Source organism: Providencia alcalifaciens, assembly GCF_915403165.1.
GTDB classification, from domain to species: domain Bacteria; phylum Pseudomonadota; class Gammaproteobacteria; order Enterobacterales; family Enterobacteriaceae; genus Providencia; species Providencia alcalifaciens_C.
Window position 1 is genome coordinate 2,983,885 of record NZ_OU659204.1, and the last position, 22,872, is coordinate 3,006,756.

At 42.1% G+C, this 22,872-nt stretch carries 19 protein-coding genes; 10 read left to right on the forward strand and 9 right to left on the reverse strand.

The window, feature by feature from the left end; genetic code table 11:
* Positions 1-224 precede the first annotated feature (224 nt).
* A complete protein-coding gene (locus tag LDO73_RS13595) occupies positions 225-1,832 on the forward strand; it encodes a GMC family oxidoreductase (protein ID WP_224058592.1) in 1,608 nt (535 codons plus the stop codon).
* A gap of 49 nt (positions 1,833-1,881) precedes the next feature.
* On the opposite strand, the gene purT is transcribed toward LDO73_RS13595, so the two are convergent.
* Positions 1,882-3,060, reverse strand: a complete 1,179-nt coding sequence (gene purT, locus LDO73_RS13600; RefSeq protein ID WP_224058593.1) for a formate-dependent phosphoribosylglycinamide formyltransferase — start codon at positions 3,058-3,060, stop codon at positions 1,882-1,884.
* A gap of 161 nt (positions 3,061-3,221) precedes the next feature.
* Positions 3,222-4,148, reverse strand: a complete 927-nt coding sequence (gene rarD / locus LDO73_RS13605; protein WP_154627587.1) for an EamA family transporter RarD — start codon at positions 4,146-4,148, stop codon at positions 3,222-3,224.
* A gap of 641 nt (positions 4,149-4,789) precedes the next feature.
* Between rarD and LDO73_RS13610 the strand changes: the two genes are divergently transcribed.
* Positions 4,790-5,419, forward strand: a complete 630-nt coding sequence (locus LDO73_RS13610) for a response regulator transcription factor (protein ID WP_224058594.1) — start codon at positions 4,790-4,792, stop codon at positions 5,417-5,419.
* Positions 5,420-6,164: 745 nt separating this feature from the next.
* On the opposite strand, the gene LDO73_RS13615 is transcribed toward LDO73_RS13610, so the two are convergent.
* Both LDO73_RS13615 and rimO read right to left on the reverse strand, forming a co-directional pair.
* Positions 6,165-6,797, reverse strand: coding sequence for a helix-turn-helix domain-containing protein (locus LDO73_RS13615; protein ID WP_224058596.1), 633 nt, complete (start codon positions 6,795-6,797; stop codon positions 6,165-6,167).
* Between the two features lie 217 nt (positions 6,798-7,014).
* Positions 7,015-8,349, reverse strand: a complete 1,335-nt coding sequence (gene rimO / locus LDO73_RS13620; RefSeq protein ID WP_224058613.1) for a 30S ribosomal protein S12 methylthiotransferase RimO — start codon at positions 8,347-8,349, stop codon at positions 7,015-7,017.
* Between the two features lie 177 nt (positions 8,350-8,526).
* On the opposite strand from rimO, the gene LDO73_RS13625 reads away from it, so the two are divergent.
* Entirely contained in the window at positions 8,527-8,910 is a 384-nt protein-coding gene (locus LDO73_RS13625; protein ID WP_224058616.1) for a hypothetical protein, read from the forward strand.
* Between the two features lie 131 nt (positions 8,911-9,041).
* Here the strand turns inward: LDO73_RS13625 and LDO73_RS13630 are convergent, their stop codons facing one another.
* Positions 9,042-9,971, reverse strand: coding sequence for a haloacid dehalogenase-like hydrolase (locus tag LDO73_RS13630; RefSeq protein WP_224058618.1), 930 nt, complete (start codon positions 9,969-9,971; stop codon positions 9,042-9,044).
* Between the two features lie 266 nt (positions 9,972-10,237).
* Here LDO73_RS13630 and LDO73_RS13635 point away from each other — a divergent pair, with 266 nt between their 5' ends.
* The 5 genes from LDO73_RS13635 to efeB all read left to right on the forward strand — a co-directional run bounded on the left by LDO73_RS13635 (position 10,238) and on the right by efeB (position 14,282).
* Complete coding sequence (locus tag LDO73_RS13635) at positions 10,238-10,795, forward strand: iron transporter (protein WP_224058621.1); 558 nt, start codon at positions 10,238-10,240, stop codon at positions 10,793-10,795.
* A 101-nt stretch (positions 10,796-10,896) separates the two neighbouring features.
* Entirely contained in the window at positions 10,897-11,235 is a 339-nt protein-coding gene (locus LDO73_RS13640) for a cupredoxin domain-containing protein (protein WP_224058624.1), read from the forward strand.
* A gap of 8 nt (positions 11,236-11,243) precedes the next feature.
* Positions 11,244-12,101, forward strand: coding sequence for an FTR1 family iron permease (locus LDO73_RS13645; RefSeq protein WP_224058627.1), 858 nt, complete (start codon positions 11,244-11,246; stop codon positions 12,099-12,101).
* On the forward strand, positions 12,094-12,981 hold the full coding sequence (locus LDO73_RS13650; RefSeq protein WP_224058628.1) for an EfeM/EfeO family lipoprotein: 888 nt from the start codon (positions 12,094-12,096) through the stop codon (positions 12,979-12,981). Before LDO73_RS13645 ends, LDO73_RS13650 begins: the two co-directional genes overlap by 8 nt.
* Before the next feature lie 11 nt (positions 12,982-12,992).
* A complete protein-coding gene (efeB, locus tag LDO73_RS13655; protein ID WP_224058630.1) occupies positions 12,993-14,282 on the forward strand; it encodes an iron uptake transporter deferrochelatase/peroxidase subunit in 1,290 nt (429 codons plus the stop codon).
* A gap of 73 nt (positions 14,283-14,355) precedes the next feature.
* Here the strand turns inward: efeB and LDO73_RS13660 are convergent, their stop codons facing one another.
* The 3 genes from LDO73_RS13660 to LDO73_RS13670 form a co-directional block, all read right to left on the reverse strand.
* The gene (locus LDO73_RS13660) at positions 14,356-15,090 is read right to left on the reverse strand and encodes a vWA domain-containing protein (RefSeq protein WP_224058632.1); all 735 of its coding nucleotides are present in this window, start codon (positions 15,088-15,090) and stop codon (positions 14,356-14,358) included.
* A 145-nt stretch (positions 15,091-15,235) separates the two neighbouring features.
* Positions 15,236-16,135 carry a hypothetical protein gene (locus LDO73_RS13665; protein ID WP_224058633.1) on the reverse strand — a complete coding sequence of 300 codons (900 nt, stop codon included), beginning with the start codon at positions 16,133-16,135 and terminating at the stop codon, positions 15,236-15,238.
* A 179-nt stretch (positions 16,136-16,314) separates the two neighbouring features.
* Positions 16,315-17,250, reverse strand: coding sequence for a LysR family transcriptional regulator (locus tag LDO73_RS13670; RefSeq protein ID WP_224058635.1), 936 nt, complete (start codon positions 17,248-17,250; stop codon positions 16,315-16,317).
* A 144-nt stretch (positions 17,251-17,394) separates the two neighbouring features.
* On the opposite strand from LDO73_RS13670, the gene LDO73_RS13675 reads away from it, so the two are divergent.
* Positions 17,395-19,221, forward strand: coding sequence for an adenine deaminase (locus tag LDO73_RS13675; RefSeq protein WP_224058637.1), 1,827 nt, complete (start codon positions 17,395-17,397; stop codon positions 19,219-19,221).
* Positions 19,221-20,564: an NCS2 family permease gene (locus tag LDO73_RS13680; protein ID WP_224058639.1), complete on the forward strand. Its 1,344-nt coding sequence runs from the start codon at positions 19,221-19,223 to the stop codon at positions 20,562-20,564. The genes LDO73_RS13675 and LDO73_RS13680 overlap by 1 nt, the downstream gene beginning before the upstream one ends.
* Before the next feature lie 81 nt (positions 20,565-20,645).
* Here the strand turns inward: LDO73_RS13680 and mdlC are convergent, their stop codons facing one another.
* Positions 20,646-22,277, reverse strand: a complete 1,632-nt coding sequence (gene mdlC / locus LDO73_RS13685) for a benzoylformate decarboxylase (protein WP_224058641.1) — start codon at positions 22,275-22,277, stop codon at positions 20,646-20,648.
* Between the last annotated feature and the right edge of the window lie 595 nt (positions 22,278-22,872).

Here is a 22,872-nt window from a genome sequence, read left to right on the forward strand (position 1 = left end):
TAAAACATTAACTTATTAATAAAATTAATAACAAGACTAAAAAATTATGAAATTCATATTTTCCTTTTAAATAACAATAATTAGATAAAATTAAAAAATAATTACATAGGAAATTGTTTTTGAAGCAAATCACACTAACAGAACATTATTTACACATTAATAATCCAAAGGCGTTATTGTTAAACAAATGATATTTTAATGTTAATTTCAATAAGGGGAATAGAATGAGCACACAAAAATATGACTATATTATTGTCGGTGCAGGCTCCGCAGGTTGTGTTCTCGCCGCACGCCTGATCCAAGAAACCCAAGCTCGCGTGCTGCTTATTGAAGCGGGCGGTAGCGATAACCACATGTTTATCCGTATGCCTGCTGGCGTAGCAAAAATTATTGCCCAAAAAAGCTGGCCATATGAAACCGAACCAGAGCCCCATGCCAACAACCGTAAAATGCAAATTGCTCAAGGTCGCGTGCTGGGAGGCAGTAGCTCAGTGAATGGTATGATCTACATTCGCGGGCAAAAACAAGATTATGATAACTGGGAACAAAAGTACGGATGCGAAGGCTGGGGTTACCAAGACGTTCTTCCTTGGTTTAAAAAAGCCGAACGCAATGAAAGCCTAACTGGAGAATATCACGGTACTGAAGGGCCTCTTCCCGTCAGTGAAAACCGTTATCGCCATCCACTTTCTATGGCATTCATTCAAGCGGCTCAAGAACATGGTTTACCTTACGTTAATGACCTTAATGGAGAAAGCCAACAAGGAACCAGTTTCTATCAAACCACCACACATAATGGGGAAAGAGCCAGTACATCCAAAACCTATTTGAAATCAGTAGCGAATAGCGACCGTTTAACCCTCAAGCTCAATACCCAAGTTAACCGCATTATTATTCGCGATGGACAAGCGGTTGGCGTGGCTTACCAAGGTAAAAATGGTCACGAAGTCGAAGCCCTTGCCCGTGAAGAAGTGCTGGTTTGCTCCGGCGCAATGGGATCCGCGAAGTTATTGATGCTCTCTGGTATCGGCCCTGAAGAACATCTTTCTTCTTTAGGGATCAAAACAGTGGCTAATTTACCGGTGGGCAAAAACTTTCACGACCATTTGCATATGTCTATCAATGTCACCACGAAAGAACCAATCAGCTTATTTGGTGCAGACCAAGGCTTTGCCGCTATCAAACATGGTTTTGAGTGGATGGCATTTCGCAGTGGGTTATTAGCCTCTAACGTTTTAGAAGGCGCAGCCTTTAAAGACAGTTGCAACCAAGGTCGCCCTGATGTGCAAATTCACTTTTTACCTATTTTAGATAGCTGGGATGATGTACCGGGAGAGCCTCTACCTGCCGCTCACGGTTTTTCATTGAAAGTCGGTTATTTACAACCAAAGTCACGCGGGGAAGTTTTACTGCGTAGCCAAAATCCGCAAGATCCATTAAAAATTCACGCTAATTACTTGGCTGATCCAGAAGATATGGAGGGTTGTAAGCGTGCGGTGAAATTCGGTTTAGAGGTATTAAGCCAGCCATCATTGCAAGCTGTCAGTAAAAATACGTTGATGCCTCCAGCCCAAGTTCAGCATGATGAGGGTCAATTAGAAGAGTTTGTGCGTAATTTTTGTAAAACGGTTTATCACCCCGTCGGCACTTGCCGTATGGGAACCGATACCGCAGATTCTGTCACTGATTTACGTCTGCGCGTCCATGGGATCAATAAGCTACGTGTGGTGGATTGTTCTGTGATGCCAGAAATTCCAAGTGGCAATACCAATGCGCCAACCATCATGGTTGCGGAGCGCGCAGCCGCGATGATTATTGAAGATAGGCAATAATCCCCCTAAAAAGCCCCCCGCCTGAACCCAACATGGCGGGGGATAATCACTAGCCTGTTACTTTCACTCGAGCCGCCGCCGTTTTTGCCATCTCTAACGCTTGTTCAATCGAATCCCCAATCGCGAGCGCCACACCTAAACGACGAGTTCCTGCTATTTCCGGCTTACCAAATAGACGCAATTGAATATCAGAACCGAGTGCCTCGTGAATGCCCGAAAAAATCACATTCCGGCTATGCAGCTCAGGTAAAATTACGGCCGATGCGCTAGCACCATACTGGCGAATAGTGCCAATCGGTAAGCCTAAGAAAGCGCGAACATGTAATGCGAACTCAGATAGGTTTTGAGAAATCAACGTCACCATACCTGTATCATGAGGGCGAGGAGAGACTTCGTTGAAAATGATCTCATCGCCACAGACAAACAGCTCCACGCCGAATAAGCCGTATCCACCTAAAGCGGTGACAATTTTCTTCGCCACGTCCTGCGCTTTTTGCAACGCAACGTCGCTCATCGCTTGCGGCTGCCAAGATTCGCGATAATCACCTTTTTCTTGGCGATGTCCTACTGGCGCGCAAAAATGCACACCATCTGCTGCGCTAATGGTTAATAAGGTAATTTCAAAATCGAAATTCACCATTTTTTCAACAATCACGCGTCCTTGACCTGTACGCCCACCTTCTTGGGAATAATTCCAAGCACTCTCAAGCTGCTCCGTTGAGCGAATAACGCTCTGCCCTTTCCCCGATGAGCTCATGACTGGTTTTACAATGCAGGGAAAACCAATTTCATGGGCTGCGGCTTCAAAATCCGCTTTCGTTTCCACAAAGCGGTATTCAGACGTCGGCAGCTGTAGCTCTTCAGCGGCTAAACGACGGATCCCTTCACGGTTCATGGTTAGGTAAACCGCATTGGCGGATGGCACGACTTTTTGTCCTTGCTTTTCGAGTTCCACCAAGGTTTTGGTGGCAATCGCTTCAATCTCAGGCACGATAAAATCCGGCTTTTCATTTGCAACAAGTTGGCATAGTGCTTCACCATCCAGCATATTGATGGTGTAACTGCGATGAGCGACATGCATCGCAGGTGCATTGTCATAACGATCCACCGCAATCACTTCAATACCCAAACGCTGGCACTCAATCGCCACTTCTTTACCTAACTCTCCCGATCCGAGAAGCATTACTTTTGTCGCGCTAGAACAAAGTGCAGTACCTAATTGGCTCATGATAATGACCTTATATCCCCAGAGATAAATGCAGCTACATAAAAGATGATGTCTAAAAAGATGGCATGGATTATATACGCAATCGTTTGCTTTAGCCATAATAGAAGCGCAGCCTGCTCACGATATTCTCCGTAAGCAGGCTAATTGATTAAAATTACAGGCTAAATTTGAGGGGGCTCATCCCGCCCGGTCACATAAGGTTGGCGACGGGCACCTTTGCCGTAGCGTTTATGGAGTAGCGCTAATACACAAAATAGTAGGCCAATCCAAATCAAGGTAAAACTGACACCTTTGACCCAATCGAAAATTTCATTAAACAGGAAAACCGCTAACAAGAATTGAATTGTTGGCTCTATATATTGCGCTAAACCAATCACTGTTAATGTAGTGCGTTTAATCGCCGCCGTGAAAAAGAGTAATGGAATAATAGTCACAGGTGCCGCCAACATGTACAACACTTTGGTTTGCCAATCACCATTTTCTACCGCGCTCATTCCATGCGCTGATAACCACCATGTGATACCTACTGCCAAGGGTAATAACCAGAGCGCCTCTAAAAACAGCGAGGTGATAACATCAAAACGAATAAATTTACGGATCAAACCATAAACCGCAAAGGCGCTTCCCATCACTAAGGCTAAAACGGGTAGTTCCCCATATTGAATGATTTGGTAGGCAACACCGGAGAAAATAAACACAACCGCAAGCTTTTCAGCGAAGACTAAACGCTCTCGCAAGAAAATCACACCAAGCAAGATGGAAAATAACGGATTAATAAAATAACCCAAGCTCGCGGCCAGCACTTGTCCATGGGTTAAGGCATAGGTGAAGGTTGTCCACGACACCGCCATAATCGAAGAGCTAAAAAAACATAGTACAATTGAACGCTTATCCGCCCACACTTGCTTCCATAGGGATTTATTCTTGATAAGTAACCGAATAAAAAATAAGAACGGAAGAGACCAAATCAGTCGTTGCGCCAGTAATTCCATGGCTTGAGCATCAGGAAGTAATCGATAAAAAAGTGGGGTTATTCCCCAAAGGATATAAGAAAAGATAGCTAATGCTACCCCTGAACGCAGCAACATAATTTATCCGTATGAAAGTGTGGTTGATTTTTCTTCTCTATAATACGCCAATAACGGAAAGATAATAGGTTGAAGTGCAAACTATCACTCAGGTTATCGACCAGTTTAATCACACTAAACACTTTTATTAATGATACGCAAACCAATAGCACAATATCTTTTAAGGAAATCATTACGTGTATTCACTCACTTTTTTAGAGTGCTTTGCAATTTTACTGAAGTAGTTTTAATGGCTTCACCACAAAACTTAAAAGCAGATAAAAAATATCAAGGGGGATGATTAATTAAATTTCATAAAATTGCTAATAGTGCTTTTTATGACTAACGTTTTGCGATATTATTACTTAGCTAAATAACATTATTTTCATGTTATCTAGAAAACATAATAATCGTAAGGCAAGCTTAAAACTCTATCTTGTTACAAAACATTAAACAGATGTTACGTTTTGACACATACTTTAACTTTTGTTTCTTTTTTATATTAAAATTAGGTAAGTACTTTTTTTAATATCATTTACGTTCAGCAATAATCTATAAAAAAGAATAGTTGAAATTATATTGCCATTTTCATCGGTAAATTATTTTCATTCTATTAAACTACGTTAATTTGAATGTCAAATCCGTTTAACAGGAGTTTGGTGATGAATAGCGCCATTCATGTAATCGTTAAAAACGATAATGTCTTTAAGAATAAACTGAAATCAAAGATGGAATCTTTTGATTTTATTTTTAAATTCTATAATGATGAAGAGGTATTTATTAGTACTTATACTTACCCTAAAGAAGAAAATGCAAAGGATTGTGTTTTATTATTCGTAGGCAATAACTCAAATCATATTAATAAATTAAAAAACCTTACTCAATCTTTAGCCGTTGTCCCTGTTATCGTCATCGCTGAAGAGCCTTCAGCGGCACTATGCAGAGACTGTTTCAAGGCTGGAGCCTTTGATTTCTATGCATTTCCATTTGATGACAGAGTGTTTCTAAGCGCTATTCAAGGAGCGAATGAGCACTTTGATAAACAAAATGAAAATCATAAAAAATATATTTATTTAGCCGATAAATTCGACCGTCTCTCAGCAAGAGAGCGTGAAATTATGGACATGATTTTAGACGGAAACACCAGCCGGGAAACGGCTGAAAAACTGTCATTATCACCAAGAACCGTAGAAGTACACCGTTCAAATATTTATACAAAACTAGGAATAAAGTCATTACCTCAACTAATCCAAGAGTATGAATATATTAATACTTATTCTGAAAATACTTAATTATCCTTATTCACCAGCCCCCCTTCCTGCCTAATGGTTTATCAAAAAATCATTAGGCATTTTTTCATCCTCACAATTATCCAAGAAAATATAATTAAATTTAGATTTTTATTTAGATGATTATTTAGTTTAACCATTTAACTTAACTATACACTTAACTTTCCACTTAACTTTCCACTTAACTTTCCACTTAACTATTCGGTTAACTATTTTTCACTATCAAACTTAGCATAACGATTATGCTTTCTATTTCTATTTATTCATTTATCACCCTAAAATAACTATTTTTTAGTCAATAGTGGAAAATTAAATAAATTGCACTATCATTTTTATACAGGGAAACTGTTACTCTAGTTATCAATAACAAAAATCACATTTATAGCTAAATATAAAATTAATATATTTAGTTTAAAATAAAATATAAACCTATATATACCCCCATCGCCATTTACTCCAGCTGTGAGTAAGTGTATTCACTGAAATAAAAATCTATAACATCAAATTAAAACCAATTCCTAAAAAAAAGCGTACTGAGATCAACATACTTACCGACAAGATAAGTTGATAATCTTAGCTCTTTTTCATTTATTCTCTTTCGTTTCGCTGCAAGGCGTGACTGAGCCCACAATCAATATACATTGATATGTTGGGCTTAGTGATTACCGTAAGGCTGTGTGATTTGAATGCTTCGAACGTTTTCGGCATTGCTGCTAAAAATTAGTAGAAGCTTTTTTTATCAGCGGGGTTAGAGCTTGTATTCGCGAATATCAATCTGATACTGCTTCAACTTACGCCACAGTGTCGTACGTCCCATATTTAACGCTTGATGCATCTCCTGAATTTTTCCGCCGTAAGCCAGCGCGGCTTCGATAATTAATGCTTTTTCCACTTCATGGATGTTCAAGTCATGGAACAGATTATGCCCGTGAGTCTTCTCTGAAAGTTTTTGCCAGTAAAAGTGACACTTCAGCTTTTCACTGATTTCTCGCCCTAAGGTAAGAGTGAGTGCTAACAATATATTGCTGCTACTTGACTCCCCACGTAACACCAACGTGGCGAGCAAGCGCGTTTCATCATAAATAGGGGCGAAATAGTAAGTATGTCCTTGTGAGTTAATCGGCTGGTCATCTAGTGAAGTGACCTGTATTTGAGAGAATATCCAAGATGGCAACATGGCGCTGCTGTCTGATTTGCGGTTAGACCATAAGGTTTGACCGTATTTATCCAACAACATTCCTTCAATGTCGAAATCATGGATAGGTGATAAACCACTTGTGATGGCTTCACTTGCCAGTTGTATCAATAACTCCGGATTAATGGAGCATGATGATTTTTCTGTAAGCTGTGCGAGTTTGGGAATTGTGAAATCAATAGTCATAATCAGCCTTATTCTTCGATAAGTATTCTCCCTGATTATGTCAAGTTATCAGTTAAGTTTTATATCCTAGATCAAGTTATGATTTGATTGATTTTGGCGGGATGATATAGATCAAGTATTTGAAAAGTAGAAAAAACCTAAAATAGTGGATTATATCGAAAAAAGCCTGCGAAAGTGATCCGCAGGCTAAATTTCGAGCTAGATAATAGCCTGTTTTTTATTCGGTAACAACGGTGCCCCACAGGTCATATTCATCAGCATGCTCAATCAGCACTTTAACGATATCCCCTGCTTTCACATCAAACTCGCCATTGAGGTACACCATACCGTCAATTTCTGGCGCATCGGCCATACTACGACCTACAGCACCTTCGTCATCGACTTCGTCGATAATAACCAACAGTTCACGACCCACTTTCTCTTGTAAGCGCTGAGTTGATATCTCTTGCTGAAGCTGCATAAAGCGATGATAACGCTCTTCTTTAACCTCTTCAGGGACTTGGTCAGCCAGTTCATTTGCTTTTGCGCCTTCAACTGGGCTGTATTTAAAGCAACCGACTCTATCTAATCGAGCTTCTTGTAAGAAATCCAACAGCATTTGGAAATCTTCTTCTGTTTCACCTGGGAAGCCGACAATAAACGTCGAACGCAATGTCAGCTCAGGGCAAATTTCACGCCAGCGCTTAATACGCTCTAACGTTCTTTCTACCGCTCCTGGGCGTTTCATCAGTTTTAAAATTTTCGGGCTGGCATGCTGTAATGGAATATCCAAGTAAGGTAATACTTTACCTTCTGCCATTAATGGGATCACATCATCAACATGTGGGTATGGATAAACGTAATGCAGACGAATCCAAACACCCATAGAAGCTAACTGTTCGCATAATCCAACCATGCTGGTTTTCACCGGCTGACCATCCCAGAACCCAGTACGGTGTTTAACATCCACACCATAAGCAGAAGTATCTTGAGAAATCACCAGTAACTCTTTAACGCCTGATTCCACTAAACGCTTGGCTTCATTTAATACATCACCAATAGCACGGCTATCTAAGTCACCACGCATAGAAGGGATGATGCAGAAAGTGCAACGGTGGTTACAGCCTTCGGATATTTTTAAGTAAGCATAATGTTTTGGCGTTAATTTTACGCCTTGCTCTGGGACTAGACTAAAGAACGGATCATGCTCTGGTTTTGGCACATAGTGGTGAACGTGATTTAACACTTGTTCATAACTATGTGGGCCCGTAATTTCTAATACCTTCGGGTGAACTTCACGGATTTGGTTCTCTTTTGCGCCCAGGCACCCTGTCACAATCACTTTACCATTTTCGTTCAACGCTTCGCCGATAGCTTCTAACGATTCTTGAACGGCACTATCAATAAAGCCACAGGTATTCACGATAACCAGATCGGCATCGTCATAGCTAGGAACGACTTGGTAACCATCAGTACGCAGCTCCGTTAAGATACGCTCTGAGTCAACGAGGTTTTTTGGACAGCCAAGCGAAACAAAGCCAATCTTTGGCACTGAATTCGTATTTTGCGACATAGCTCACTTCTTTATTATGTTATAGATATTGTTTTAAAAAATGGGCTGGATTTTACCTGAAGTATAGCGGGAATTGTATATTTTTTTGGCGATGGAAATGACAAAACAGTTACTTGTGCAGTTAATCCTATTGATGCCGATAGCATTATTTAACACATTAATAATGAGATATTTCTAATGAAGAAACTACTGCTCCTATCCATACTTTTTAGCTCATCACTCTATGCCTCTGAAGCTGATGTTGGAAAAGTATGTAAAGCAGCTTCCGCTGCAATGTTTGGTCGTGATCATAAAATCATGCAATTAGAGAAAATTGAATCTGCAGTTGCATATGTACACTACATCAGACCTGTTGACGGAACACTGTGGGCAATTAAGTGCAAGCTAATAGGTAATCAAGTGATGTGGGCATCTAACAACCCAGATAGTATCGGGCGTTGGAGAGATGATCCATTAGATGAAAAGGTATTTTATAACGTTAAAGATGATCAACTCAGTATCACCGAAATGTACAGTGATGGCTCAAATATAAAAAAAACCTATCCTGTAAAAGAACTTTAATTATTTCAGTAATAGTCATGCAATCATAGAAAGCTGTTGATTTACTAATTGCAAAAATGAGAAATGACATTTAGAGCGAAATTCCCGCGCCATTTCTAGCGCAGGGATTTCACCCAGAAAAACAGCAAAGATTAGCGGTTAATTGAACGGGCGATACGGGAATAGGTGTGTCTAACACCGCGGATCACAATACTGTAATTCAAGATATTCTCCGGTAAGGCAATGCCGTTATACCCCGAATCACCAATATGATGTAAATCTGTTCCTGCCATTTTGCACATTAAGGCAATCTGGCGGATGGTTTGCAGGTCCGATCCTTCTTGGGATGTCCCAATCGCCGTCATCGTCATTACACGTTGTGAATGGCAATAACTCACCATTTTCTGCACAAATTCTGAGGATATTCCCGGAACGGTTCCCGGCGCTGGCAATAAAATAATATCCGCACCGCTCTCTATAAAGGAATGAATATCCTCTTCGGTAATTAATTGCTCAGCAGACGCATTGAGGACTCCCGCCGCATGCATTTTTCCCGTAATAAGAACGATATCTTCCCCCACCACCGCTTTAAGTTCTTTTAGACTTTGGTTGATTTCTTGGTTAGTCACACCATTGCCCGGATTTCCGGTCAGGACAATAATATCGACCCCCATCTCTTTTAATTTCAGGGCATTTTTGACGGTAGCCAAACGCCCTTCAGAGATTTTCCACTGTTTATCTTGATGGGGATTATTAAACCCTGCTGGAACAGGTTCCAAATTCACACCTATCGCACGTCCTGTTAAGTGCTTTAAGGTACGGATAATGTCATCAGGTGCAATGCCTTCTGGTAATCCCTGCATCACAGGATTATTCACATCAAAAACATTCAATAGCAAAATATCTGCGCCTTGGCTTGCTGCCAGTTCCGCATTAGTGACGTTCATCAAAACTGGTTGAATAGTCCCGATAGTTTCACTCACCAGTAATCGCCCTTCACTAGCTTTAATCGCTTCCAGTAAGTTTTTCTTGTTCATTTTTGCAATTTCAGAAGCGGAACAATCCAAATAACGTTTTTGCATCTCCAGCACCTCAATTTTATACCTAATGAATACCGATCAACGTATCGACTATAGCATGTGAAACACACGACGGTGTCTGAAGCAAATCACCTTTCTAATACTTATTTTTTATCACTAAAAAAGAAAGTATTAACACTTTGATTAATATTAAATTTAAATACATTCATAGCAAGGATTGGATATAAGCCTAAAACATTCTGCTTGTTTTTGAGTAATAGTAATGATTATCATTATGTTTCTAACTTCATTCAGGTAAGGATGTCACAATGAAATTCGCTTATCAGGCTGCCGTTTCGGGCTTAGCCTTATTCTCTCTATCCGCCTTTGCTCAAGAGTATCCTCTCGGTCACCCAGTCATTAAAAACGGCATGGAAATCCAAGGTGTTTATTTACAACCTATCACCATGGACACCGAAGAAGGTCATCACAAAATGGCTCACATGCCAGCGGATAAAGCCGACGTTCACTTAGAAGCCGATATTCATGCGGTAGAAGAGAACCCGAACGGCTTTGCAGAAGGCGATTGGATGCCTTACTTAACGGTCGAATATACCGTTACCAAACTAGGCGATAAGCCACAGACTCAATCAGGCACCTTTATGCCGATGGTGGCAAGCGATGGCCCTCACTACGGTGAAAATATTAAACTGAACGGTAATGGTAAATATCGCGTTACCTATAAAATTTACCCACCGTCACACAATCAACAAGCCGCTTTCGGTCGCCACATTGATAAAGAAACAGGGGTTGCTCCTTGGTTCGAACCGTTTGAAGTCTCTTGGGACTTTGACTATGCCGGCATAGGTCGCAAAGGCAGTTACTAATTTTTCAATGATGCGCTGAGGGCTTTCGCGGGGGTAATATTCCGCGCGAGCCCTTTTTCGCTAGTAAGGAACTCTCAATTTTCAATAAGTTTGAGCCAACAATGAAAACATTACTCAGCTTTTTACTGGTTTTTATTTGCGCATTACTTCCGCTATCAGCCTTAAGCGCCGAAAAATATACCGTTGAATTAGAAATGAAAAATGGGGATTTAATCCCACGCGTTCTGGAAGTGCCAGCGAAAACCATTATTCGTATCAAAATTACCAATACAGGCACTGAACCCGCAGAGTTTGAAAGTTTGCAACTGCGTAAAGAAAAAGTATTAGCCCCCGGTGCCAGTTCCGTTGTGGTTATTGCACCTTTAAAACCAGGTAGTTACACATTTTTCGACGATTTCCATCTGTCACATCCAAAAGGCGAGATCATCGCTAAAGAGTAGGATTCAACATGGGACAAGTTCTCTTTGTAGTTTGGCGCGAAAGTTTTGAAGCGCTATTAGTTATCGGCATCATTTATGCGTGGATCAAACGCCACCCAGACGCTCGCAATGGGATGAAATACCTGTGGGGCGGTGTTGGGCTTGGTATCGCCATGTCCATCTTACTCGCTCTACTGATTTATGGCGTATTCAATGTCCTTGATGACACAGGACAATCTATTTTCATGATAGTCATGGAGATCCTCGCCTGTATCTTGATTGTTCAAATGGTCTATTGGATGAACAAAAGCGGCGGCTCGATGAAAAAAGAGCTGGAATCGGGTATCAATCGTAATGCTGAACACCACAGTTGGTGGGGCGCAACCTTGATCATCGCTATCGCGATTGCCCGTGAAGGCAGCGAAATTGTCGTTTTCCTTTCCAGTTTCATCATGTCATTAACCGCTGAAAATGCTAACGAATTTATCTTTGAAGTTGCTGCGGGTATCGTTATTGCGGGCATGACTCTGTATGCCTTCTTATTAACTAACCGCATTATTTCATGGAAAATTTTCTTTAAAGTCACTGGCGTGATTTTACTGTTCCTCGCCCTCTCCTTATTACTCCGAGGTGTTGAAGAGATTTCAAACTTAATGATTGAGTTTGACTATCCAATTCCTGAATTTTTAATCTACCCTGCATGGGATACCAGCGCATTACTGGATGACTCCGGTGTGGTTGGCAACTTTATCTCATCATTCTTTGCATATCGTTCACAGCCAATTTGGCTCAGTGTTATCACCTTTGTTGTCTATTGGATTGTGATCCTCGCACTGTTTGTTTGGAGCAAAAAACATGCCGCTAAACGGAACTTACAAAATGCGTAAAATCACCCGCTTAGCCATTGGCGTAATCGTCGCTTCACTCGTGGCATCTACCGCCTATGGCAAAGCCCTACGTTCCCCTGTGCAAACAGGGGACAACATCATTATTGCGAAGGGGGATATTCCCACCCCTGAAAAATATCAGCCCGCCATTCAAGAATACTTATCTTTCGTCAACAAGGAGTTAAGTGAAATGGTGGAGCAATTAGAAAAGCTCAATCAAAGTGTGCAAAAAGGCCAATTAGCGCAGGCGAAAGCGGCCTATATACAAGCCCACCAGCACTATGAAACAGTGCGTCCGGTCATTGTGTTATTTGGTAATACTGACCGAACCATCAACCCTCGTGCGGATTATTTTCTGGATAAAGAAAAAGATTACCGCTTCGTGGGATTTCACTTAGTTGAACACCTTTTATTTGCCAAACAAGATCTCAAAGCGGCGCTGCCAGCGTCTGATGAGCTGTTATTAAAAGGGAAAGATTTACAAAAACGTGTCCTGACCGAAACCATTGAAATTCCGAAATTGGTGCAAGCTTCCGCCGATTTTATGGAGATGATCCTCGAAACAAAACTGTCAGGACAAGAGAATATTTATAGTCTCTCTGACCTGTCGGATATGGCGGCAAATGCCAAGGGTTCTCAAGCCATCATCGAGGTGATCAGCCCGTTTATTGAATCCAAAACCCTTGATCAGATAAAAGAAAATGATCAGAAAATTAATAAAATAGTGCAGTCATATCAATTAGCTAAAGGTCAATACGCTCCTTATAGCCAACTAAAACAACAAGACAAAATGGCGCTCTATTCCCTGTTAACGCAACAAGCTGAACTGCTCGCCACATTACGCGCTCAGTTAGATGTTGATGTTTACTATAAATATTAAGGCATAAATTTATGCAAGCTAAACTAAAAAGCGAGTCACAACCTTTGGGGTTTTCTCAATCGAAAGTATCTCGCCGCCATGCGCTAAAAACCTTAGTCATGGGGGGCGCTATCCTTGCCGCACCCGCCCTCAGCGCTAAAGCATCCATTGCGGATTGCGGGCTGACCTATGACAAAAGCATCAATTATTTAGGTTCACACCAAGCGGGCGTGCTAACCCCAGAACAGAAAAATGCCTCGTTTATCGCTTTTCGAATCACATCAACGACCCTTGATGAGCTTCAAGCACTGTTCACGGTATTAACTCAACGCATTGCCTTTCTGACCCAAGTACAAAAATCTACGCCAAATCAGAATGATAAAATGCCTCCCGCAGAGTCTGGGATTTTAGGCACACTCATTCAGCCTGATGCCCTAAGTGTCACAGTTTCCTTAGGAGATAGCTTATTTGATTCACGCTTTGGGTTAGAAAAGCTTAAACCGAGCCAATTGGTGGAAATGACCAGCTTCCCGAACGACCGTTTAGAAGATAAATGGTGTGGTGGTGATGTGGTGCTGCAAATTTGTGCCAATAGCCAAGAAAGTGTGATTTATGCACTGCGCGATATTCTGCGCCATACCTCACCTTATTGGTTCCCGCTATGGAAAATCGATGGGTTCTTACCATCAAGGGATATCGATAAACGCTCTACTCCAATTAATTTATTTGGCTTTAAAGATGGCACTGGTAATGCGCCAGCCGACGACAGCAAATTAATGGATGACCTGATTTGGGTAACTGAGGATAGCAAAGAGCCTGCATGGTGTGTCGGTGGAACTTACCAAGCCGTTCGCTTAATTCGTTTTAATCTTGAATTTTGGGATAGAACCCCGCTGGAAGACCAAGAAAATGACTTTGGACGCCATAAAGAAACTGGCGCACCAATGGGTATGAAGCACGAAATGGATGACCCAGGATTTGATAAAGATCCTCACGGTGACCGCGTCTTATTTGACTCCCATATGCGCCGTGCCGAACCAAGAAACCCAACTCGCCACACCGCCAAGTTACGCCGCCGCAGTTACAGCTATTCTCTTGGCTTAACCGATAACGGCTCACTGGATATGGGGCTGATTTTCGTTTCATACCAAAAGAACTTAAAAACTGGCTTTATTGATACTCAAAAACGACTAAACGGCGAACCACTGGAGCGTTATATTAAACCATTTGGTGGGGGTTACTATTTTGTTTTACCCGGTATTCAATCAGAGCAAGACCAACTCGCTAAAGGGTTATTTGCCGCGCTGAAAGCCACTAAATAATGTCATAAAAAAGCCCCGAATATTATTTCGGGGCCTTCAGCATCTTCATTTACAGACTGATTTTATTATCTTCTTATTTTTTGCGATCCTTCACGTCTTGCTCAACTTCCTGTTTCCATTCCTCTGATATTGGTGCGGCATTCTGTTTGGCTTCTACGGCTTTATTGACCGCTTTATATGCCTTATCGTAACCCGTGCCATCTTGAACATAACCTGTGGCATTAGAACTCTTAATACCAATATTATCCGCAGCCGTAATTGCATCAATATTGGCACCTAAGAAAATAAAGTCCCACTTATCTTCAACTTCTGCAGATTTAATCATAGATTTAATCTTTGCCTGACTATATTTGGTGCTACTGTTCTCTTCACCGTCAGTAATAATCACAAACAAAACATTATTGTTCTTGGTGATTTTTCTATTTTCACGCATTTTCACCATGGTATCGCCAATGGCATCTAATAATGCGGTATTTCCATCGACAGAATAGTCATCTAGCGTGAGGTTTTTAACTTTATCAATAGGCTCTCTATTATGTAATAAACTGGTTTTATTATTAAACAACACAGTGGTAATAAAGGTTTTACCCGCTTTATTTCTATTTTCTGTCAGCACGCTGTTATATCCGCCGACAGTGTCAGATTCAAACCCTGACATGGAACCGCTTTTATCCAAGATAAACACTAAGTCTAATACTTCAGAATCTTTAACTGGTTCAACAATGGATTTAGCGCCAGAGACGCTGGAAAAAAAGAGTAGGAATGCAGCAGATATTGCAGTAAAAAATGAAGTCTTAAATAAATTCATCACTGAGCCTCTTTATAATATTATCCTAACGATAACTGCCTCTTAGTTTCCGTGTTTCATCGGGATATCACATAAGATTACTCTGCTTAATTTATAAGCAAATTCTTAATTATAAAGACGCTCAGATAAACTTAATGGAATATACTTATCTTACCCACACACCATAATTTCTGAGTTTGTTAATTTCTTTAATAAACCCATTAAGTTTTATATATTCCTCAGCCGCATTGCTGGAAGGACTTTCAGTATACGCTTCGACTAACTGAACAGTTAATTGATGATATTGCTTATTTAAGTCTTGATGAATATCGACTTTGTTCGCATTTTTCAGTGTTTCTGTTAGCGCTATAATCTCATTCGCCACCGATTGAACCTGAGGATCACGGAAAGCTGCCTGAGGAACTTGATAACTTAAGTGCTGGCTAATCGAATTATTGTCTTCATTTTGCGGTGAATTAGGCGGTGAATTAGGCACTAAATTTTGATCGTGTTCGTTCGCAAAATATTCAATTAACTCGGATTGATCAAAACATTTTGATTTAATATCTTCTTGCTTATATTGCTTATTCTCTGCACCTGGCAACGCTTTGCCAATTGGGTAAGTACAACGGAATAAATTGCCATCAATCACCGCAGCATTACTACTTTTGATAGGTAAGCTTAATTCATGCCCATAAATAGTGACATTTCTCGGCGTGGGCTGATAACCCTTATATTTACCTTGCTCGGTATACACTTCCGAGAACGTGTAATACACCCCGTGATTAGGGTTTAAGATCCCACCTGAGTTATGTTCAAACACCATAAATTTGGTGACATTACCAGTACCATCTTCAAGTGTATGTTCACCGTTGGCTAACGATACTGCGCCATACTGGCCAGGCTCGACCTGATAATCTTTACCATCCACTTTAAAGGAAATCGTGTTTTCTGTCGGATTGCTATAATAAAACTTTCCTTTATTTCCCATAATATCGAGATCACCACAGGCAGTAATCAATAGCATTACTGTTGTGAGCAGGCTGACTTTCAATATAGCTTTCATGTATATCCTCAACATATTACACATCAAAAAACAGACTAAAAAATAAACAGTCAAGGGTAGTAATCTTATTCATCTCAATAAAAATAGTTTTACGATTAGTGCTTAACCCTCCTTACTTGTTAAAAATCAAACAATCATGATGAACTATAAAAAACTAGGTATAGAAATGCGCTGTAAAATTAAGATTGATGAGTAGGCGTACGACGTAATGCTTTAAATAATAGCTGAAAAACAGATTCCATCATTGGCGTTAGCGTTTGGTTATTACGCATTAAGGATATCGACCGCGTTAATGCGGGTTGTTGTAACTGTAAAACTTTTAGTTCTGGATCCCGTAAATGCACCGTATATAGCTGAGGTAAAATGCCAATCGCTAATTTCGATCTCACTAACCCATATAAGGTTTCAATATAATCGACTTGATAACGCGGATTAATATTAAAACGATTACTTTCAATTGTTGCACTCACTAGTCGATTAATATTTCCTTTCGAAAACATGGCAATATCACGATTATTTAAGAACTTCCACGGCAGATGAAATGCATTATCTGAAATAAATTCATCACGGTGGATCACCGCAACAAATGGGTCATCTTGCAAAGGATATAAAGTTAACTCTTCAGGAACGGAGCTATCCAATACGCCTACCCCAAAATCAATTTCGTTATTCACCAATTTATTCACTAATGCGTCATTCGTTTGGTCATAAAATTCCACATTCAGCTTAGGAAAATGTTGCTGTAATTGTTCAGGAATAATCGGGAATAACAATGAACTGACGGAAGGAACCAACCCAATGCGCAATGTGCCATCGCCCCCCTCTTCGATAATCTTTTGAATATCGCTGAAACCTCGGTGGGAGACACTTAAAATACGCTCTGCATGCGGTAAGATTGCGGCACCTAACTCAGTCAACGTCACTGACGCTGCCGTACGGTTAATCAACTTACCGCCAATCACGGTTTCAATCTGCCGTATTGCGCTGCTCAATGCTGGCTGACTCACCGCTAAGCGATTTGCGGTTTCGGTAAAATGACGCAGATGCGCAAGAGTCACAAAATATTGCAACTGCTTTAGTGTTAATGCCGGAAGGCGTTGCCATGGCTCAGTCATTGTATTTCCTCGCTAATCGGATCGTTATTCTTATCATGATGTGCCGCATTATAACCTCTCTTTATGATTCGATAAATTTTATCATCTTGGCAAACGTTTGCCTTACTCATAAAGTAGCGACATAAATCTTTGAGATGGTGTTTTATGAAGCTAACAAATCAAACTCGACGTCGTGCCGTACAAGCCGCAAAAGGCGAAGTACCTTTTGATCTTTTACTCACCAACGCCAATATTATCGATATGGTCACCGGGGAAATTCGACCTGCGGATATCGGTATCATTGAAGGGCTGATTGCCAGCGTCCATCCAGCGGGAAGCCGTACTGATAGCCATGAAACCCATAATTTATCGGGAAAATTTATTTCTCCGGGTTTTATTGATACCCACGTCCATTTAGAAAGCTCTCACCTTCCCCCTGCTCGTTATGCTGAAATTGTTCTCACACAAGGCACCACCGCCGTATTTTGGGATCCCCATGAACTTGCAAACGTTTTGGGATTAGATGGTGTGCGCTATGCCATTGATGCTAGCCGTAATTTACCCCTTGATGTGATGGTTGCAGCCCCCTCTTCTGTGCCGTCAACTCCCGGTTTAGAAATGTCAGGTGCAGACTTTGCAGGACAAGAAATGTCCACCATGCTGAGCTGGCCGGAAGTGCGTGGTGTGGCAGAAGTGATGGATATGTTCGGCGTACTAAATGGCAGCGAACGTATGGAAGAGATCCTCGATGCGGGATTAAACTCCGGTAAAATCATTGAAGGTCATGCCCGCGGATTAAAAGGCGCTGATTTACAAGCTTATCTCGCCGCTGGCGTGACTTCCGACCATGAACTCACATCCGCAGAAGATGCCCTCGAAAAATTACGAGCTGGGCTGACACTGGAAATTCGTGGCTCTCACCCTTATCTGCTCCCTGAAATTGTTGCGGCATTACAAACACTGCCTCATTTATCCTCACAAATCACGGTATGTACGGATGATGTTCCACCGGACATGTTGATTGAAAAAGGCGGCATTATTGCGCTGCTAAATTTATTAATTGAACACGGTATGCAAGCCACTGATGTGCTACGCTTTGCCACACTCAATGGCGCTATTCGCCTACAGCGCAACGACTTGGGTCTGATTGCTGCGGGTCGCCGAGCCAACTTAGTGGTTCTTGATTCTTTGGATACCTTAAAAGCCCAACACGTTTATATCGACGGCAAGAAAGTGGCAGAAAATGGGCAACTTATCTCCCCGATTGCCCCGGAAAATACGATTTTACCGCCTCGAGATACCATGCACTTGACGCCAATTTCAGCACAGGATTGCCAACTTCAATTAGCTGACCTACAAAATGGCACTGCTCGCTTACGCCATATTAGCGGTGCCCGCTTTACTCAGTGGGGAGAGGTCGATGTTCAAGTCGAAAACGGTATTGTTCAACTGCCAGATGAATTTAGCTTAATCCGCGTACAACATCGCCACGGACGCCATGATGCCAAACCACAAATTGCCTTACTAAAAGGCTGGGGAGAATTACGGGGTGCCATTGCCACCAGCTACTCCCATGATTCCCATAACCTTGTGGTGCTCGGACGTGATGCCAACGATATGGCGATGGCAGCCAACCTGCTGATTGAAAGCGGTGGCGGTATGGCGTTAGTTCAAGACGGAAAAATCCTTGCTCATGTGGCCATGCCTATTGCAGGCATGTTATCGGAATTACCTGCACCTGAGCTGGCAGAACAATTTCGCCAACTTAGAGAATTAAGCAGCCAAATTGCTGACTGGGAACCGCCGTATCGCGTATTTAAAGCCATCGAAGGCACTTGCCTTGCCTGTAATGCAGGCCCACATTTAACCGATTTAGGACTGACTTGCGGTACCACTCGCCAGATAGTTGATGCCGTTTTAGAACGTACTGAAAGTAATAGCGGTTTTAAAAACACTCATCCAATAAAAAATAATGATAGGAGCGCCAATTAATGGCTAACGATTCTCTTCATCAGCCAACATCAGGGAGTTGGTTAGAAAGGCGTTTTGCGCTGCGTGAACGTGGCAGTTCAATCAGAACAGAATGCCTCGCCGGAGCCACTGGGTTCCTTGCAGCTGCCTATTTGCTCGTGGTTATTCCCGGCCTGTTAGCCGCAGGCGGTATGGATAAAGGCGCAGCGACCACAGGCACGATCATCGTGTTTGTACTCGCCAGCCTATTAATGGCGTTCTACGCCAACCTGCCTTTTATTGTCGGTCCCGGTATTGGTGGCTCGGTGTTGGTGGGGATCACCCTTGCAGGCAGTGAAGGGATTGATTGGCAAATCGGTTTAGGCATCGCCTGCTGGTCTGGAATTTTATTTTTCCTGCTCACCAAGTTCGGTTTACGTGAGGTTGTGACTCGCTCCGTTCCACAATCCATTAAGTTGGGTTTAACGGCCTCTATCGGCCTGTTTGTGGCAGTGCTGGGCTTTCGTAATGCGGGCTTAGTCTTAGCCAATCCAAAAACCAACGCATTAATGCTGGGGGATTTTCTCTCTCCAGGTGCCTTAGTCGCTCTAGCCGGCTTCTTTGTGGCTATCGCGTTGCAAGCTCGCCGTATTCCCGGTGGGATCTTATGGGCCATTTTGTTCGCCACCCTACTGGGCATTCCGTTTGGCGTCACAAAGTTACCAGAAAGCTTTATCGGTATGCCGCATTCTATTGCGCCAGTTTTAGGTCAGGTGGATTTAATCGGTGCCTTAAACATCGCCTTCTTACCTTTCTTATTTGTGTTCTTTGCAGCGGAATTTTTCTCCACCATGGGAACCACACTCGCCGTTGGTGGCGAAGCCGGATTACTGGATAAAGAAGGCAACATGCCGAATATCAACCGTCCGTTTATTGTGGACTCCATCGCAGCAGCGTTAGGTCCAATGGTCGGTATCCCAGCGGCAACGGCATTAATTGAATCTTCCGCAGCCGCCGAAGCGGGGGGGAAAACCGGTATGACAGCATTAGCAGCGGCGTTTATGTTCCTGCTTATGTTACTGTTTACCCCAATCGCGTTAATGATCCCGGCACAAGCCACCGCACCCGCGTTGATTTTAATCGGTTTAAATATGTTTAGCGGACTACGCAAAGTGGATTTAGCTAATTTTACCGATGGTCTGCCAGTATTAATGATGGTGATGATCACGTTAATCGCGAACAGCTTCGGTACAGGGATTGCAGGCGGGTTACTGTTTTATATCTTAATTAAAGCGGTAGCAGGCAAGTGGCGTGAAATTCCAATCAGTCTGTGGATCCTCGCGGTGCCATTAGTGTATTACTTCTCAACGTTAGTGAAGCACTAAACCTGCTCTCCCTCTTTATTAAAATAGCCTCTATTTGAGGCTATTTTTCTATCTACATCTTATTTAAATCTGCATTTTATTTTAAATCAGTGGTGGAATTTGAGGCTGAATAGGCACTTCAATCACCGTTGGGCCTTGGCGCTTAAATGCCTCACGGCAAGCCGCTTTGACCTCATCCACCGTCGTGGCTTTTAACGCTGTGCAACCATAACCTTTACCCAGTGCCACAATATCCAAGTTTGGAATATCCAGCCCCGGAACCCCTGGCGTTTCTTCTAACACCGCGAAGGATTTCAAAATGGCGTACTCGCTATTTCGTGGGATCACAAACACAATCGGTAAATTATGTTGTGCGGCGCTCCATAACCCTTGAATCGAATATTGCATCGAACCATCACCAATAATCGACATCACAGGGCGGTGTCGACCACTGTCTTTTTCCGCTAAAGCAATCCCCACGCTTGCTGGCAAGTTCCAACCTAATGATCCACTGGCAAAGGTATAGAACGAATCCGGTGAGTCAATTGGCCATTCACGGTGCAACTCGCCAAGGTTTGACGGCGATTCTTCCACTAAGATAGCCTCTTTCGGGGAGGCTTCTCTCAGCGCTTTAAACAGCTGAGCTGCACTTAATACCGTTGAATTGCCCTTCACTTCTGGCGCGGCAGGATGTGGAGCCATACCATGGGACTGTTTCTCAACCTTATTTTTCGCTGCTGCTCTGGCGTTCACTAATGGTGTCAGCCCTTCAATCGCGAGTATCGCATCACTGAGTAAGCTATCACCAACCGGTGCTCTTCCTACCTCGATAGGATCATCGGTAATGTGCAGTAAACGCATGCCATCTGGCAAATAACTCCCTGCTACATAAGGATAATAACGGAAAACTGGTGCCCCAATAATCAACGCCAAATCATGTCCTTTTAGTTTATCGGACAACGGTCCCATCGCGAAAGGTAATCCCCCCGCATACAATGGATGCGTTTCAGGGAATGGCGGGCGCTCAGAGGCAGGAGCCGCCCAAACCGGAATATTTAATTTTTCAGCTAGCGTAATGCCTGCATCCCACCCTTCACCTCGCGCAATGGCTGAACCATAAATCAGCACTGGATTTTTGGCGGCATTCAACGCATCGGCAAACGCTTGTAAACGAACAGGGTCATAACCTATGCGCTGCGAAACTTCACGCACAACCGCCTCTTGGGCAATGGCTGGCTTATCCCAATCATCGAGGGGAATGGATAGGAAAACAGGTCCTGCTGGTGGCTGAAGTGCCATCGCATAAGCCCGCATAAATGCAGCAGGGACATCTTCCGCACGCTCCGGCTGGTAGCTCCATTTCACCCATGGCTTTGGCAGCGTTTCAGGCTCGATATTGGTTAGCCAAGGTTCCATCAGCAACATTTCGCGCGTTTGGTTACCCGCTGTAATAATCAGTGGCGTACGGTTCATATAGGCGGTCAGAATATTACTCATCCCATTACTAAGCCCAGCAGAGGTATGCAAGTTGACCATCGCCACTTTGCGCATTCCTTGAGCATAACCGTCAGCTGCTGCCACAGCGGAAGCTTCATGTAATGTTTGGATATAACGAAAATCACTTGGAAAATCTTTTAAGAATGTCTCTTCAGTCGAACCAGGGTTACCGAAAATAGTCGTAATATTCAATTGGCGTAGTAAATCAAAAGTCACTTGGCGAATGGTTTTCTTCATTTAAAATACCCTAATTAAAATATCTGAATTAATCCCCATCATAACCAATCCCCCCAATGAAAAACATTTTCCTCTCAGAAAATGGATCTTATTTAAAACCTGAAAATTGTTTTTTATCTTATTTAAATACAATCAGTTAAATAAACATCTTGTTTCGATGATAACAATACAATGGGAATAAATACTACGCTCTAAGATTTAATCCATATAAAGCATGAAAGGCGATTAAGAATATTGGTCTTTATTCTAATTTCAGCCTCAATTTGACGCAGAAAAAGCAGATTCATCGTCATCAAAACTGACTAAAGTGTGAGTTACGTTGCAATTTTTTAACATTCATTAACAATATAGCGGCTTTTATGCCACCCATCACATTTCCAACAATTACCACGACTTAACGCCAGCGCTGGCGCTCGAAAAAAGACGATAAAATGACGTAATTTTCCCACTATATGAGAGAAATAAAAATACCTTATTAAATCAATGTAATAACCAATCATTAGTGATTTCATTGATTAAATAACCCTCTAGTAATGACTTAAACCAATCAATGATTGTACTTTTTTCGAACGATTCACTTAACTAAAAGTTATAT

Coding starts and splice junctions, on each gene's coding strand:
- LDO73_RS13595 (WP_224058592.1), top strand. CDS start 225: ATGAGCACACAAAAATATGACTATATTATTGTCGGTGCAGGCTCCGCA.
- purT (WP_224058593.1), bottom strand. CDS start 3,060: ATGAGCCAATTAGGTACTGCACTTTGTTCTAGCGCGACAAAAGTAATG.
- rarD (WP_154627587.1), bottom strand. CDS start 4,148: ATGTTGCTGCGTTCAGGGGTAGCATTAGCTATCTTTTCTTATATCCTT.
- LDO73_RS13610 (WP_224058594.1), top strand. CDS start 4,790: ATGAATAGCGCCATTCATGTAATCGTTAAAAACGATAATGTCTTTAAG.
- LDO73_RS13615 (WP_224058596.1), bottom strand. CDS start 6,797: ATGACTATTGATTTCACAATTCCCAAACTCGCACAGCTTACAGAAAAA.
- rimO (WP_224058613.1), bottom strand. CDS start 8,349: ATGTCGCAAAATACGAATTCAGTGCCAAAGATTGGCTTTGTTTCGCTT.
- LDO73_RS13625 (WP_224058616.1), top strand. CDS start 8,527: ATGAAGAAACTACTGCTCCTATCCATACTTTTTAGCTCATCACTCTAT.
- LDO73_RS13630 (WP_224058618.1), bottom strand. CDS start 9,971: ATGCAAAAACGTTATTTGGATTGTTCCGCTTCTGAAATTGCAAAAATG.
- LDO73_RS13635 (WP_224058621.1), top strand. CDS start 10,238: ATGAAATTCGCTTATCAGGCTGCCGTTTCGGGCTTAGCCTTATTCTCT.
- LDO73_RS13640 (WP_224058624.1), top strand. CDS start 10,897: ATGAAAACATTACTCAGCTTTTTACTGGTTTTTATTTGCGCATTACTT.
- LDO73_RS13645 (WP_224058627.1), top strand. CDS start 11,244: ATGGGACAAGTTCTCTTTGTAGTTTGGCGCGAAAGTTTTGAAGCGCTA.
- LDO73_RS13650 (WP_224058628.1), top strand. CDS start 12,094: ATGCGTAAAATCACCCGCTTAGCCATTGGCGTAATCGTCGCTTCACTC.
- efeB (WP_224058630.1), top strand. CDS start 12,993: ATGCAAGCTAAACTAAAAAGCGAGTCACAACCTTTGGGGTTTTCTCAA.
- LDO73_RS13660 (WP_224058632.1), bottom strand. CDS start 15,090: ATGAATTTATTTAAGACTTCATTTTTTACTGCAATATCTGCTGCATTC.
- LDO73_RS13665 (WP_224058633.1), bottom strand. CDS start 16,135: ATGAAAGCTATATTGAAAGTCAGCCTGCTCACAACAGTAATGCTATTG.
- LDO73_RS13670 (WP_224058635.1), bottom strand. CDS start 17,250: ATGACTGAGCCATGGCAACGCCTTCCGGCATTAACACTAAAGCAGTTG.
- LDO73_RS13675 (WP_224058637.1), top strand. CDS start 17,395: ATGAAGCTAACAAATCAAACTCGACGTCGTGCCGTACAAGCCGCAAAA.
- LDO73_RS13680 (WP_224058639.1), top strand. CDS start 19,221: ATGGCTAACGATTCTCTTCATCAGCCAACATCAGGGAGTTGGTTAGAA.
- mdlC (WP_224058641.1), bottom strand. CDS start 22,277: ATGAAGAAAACCATTCGCCAAGTGACTTTTGATTTACTACGCCAATTG.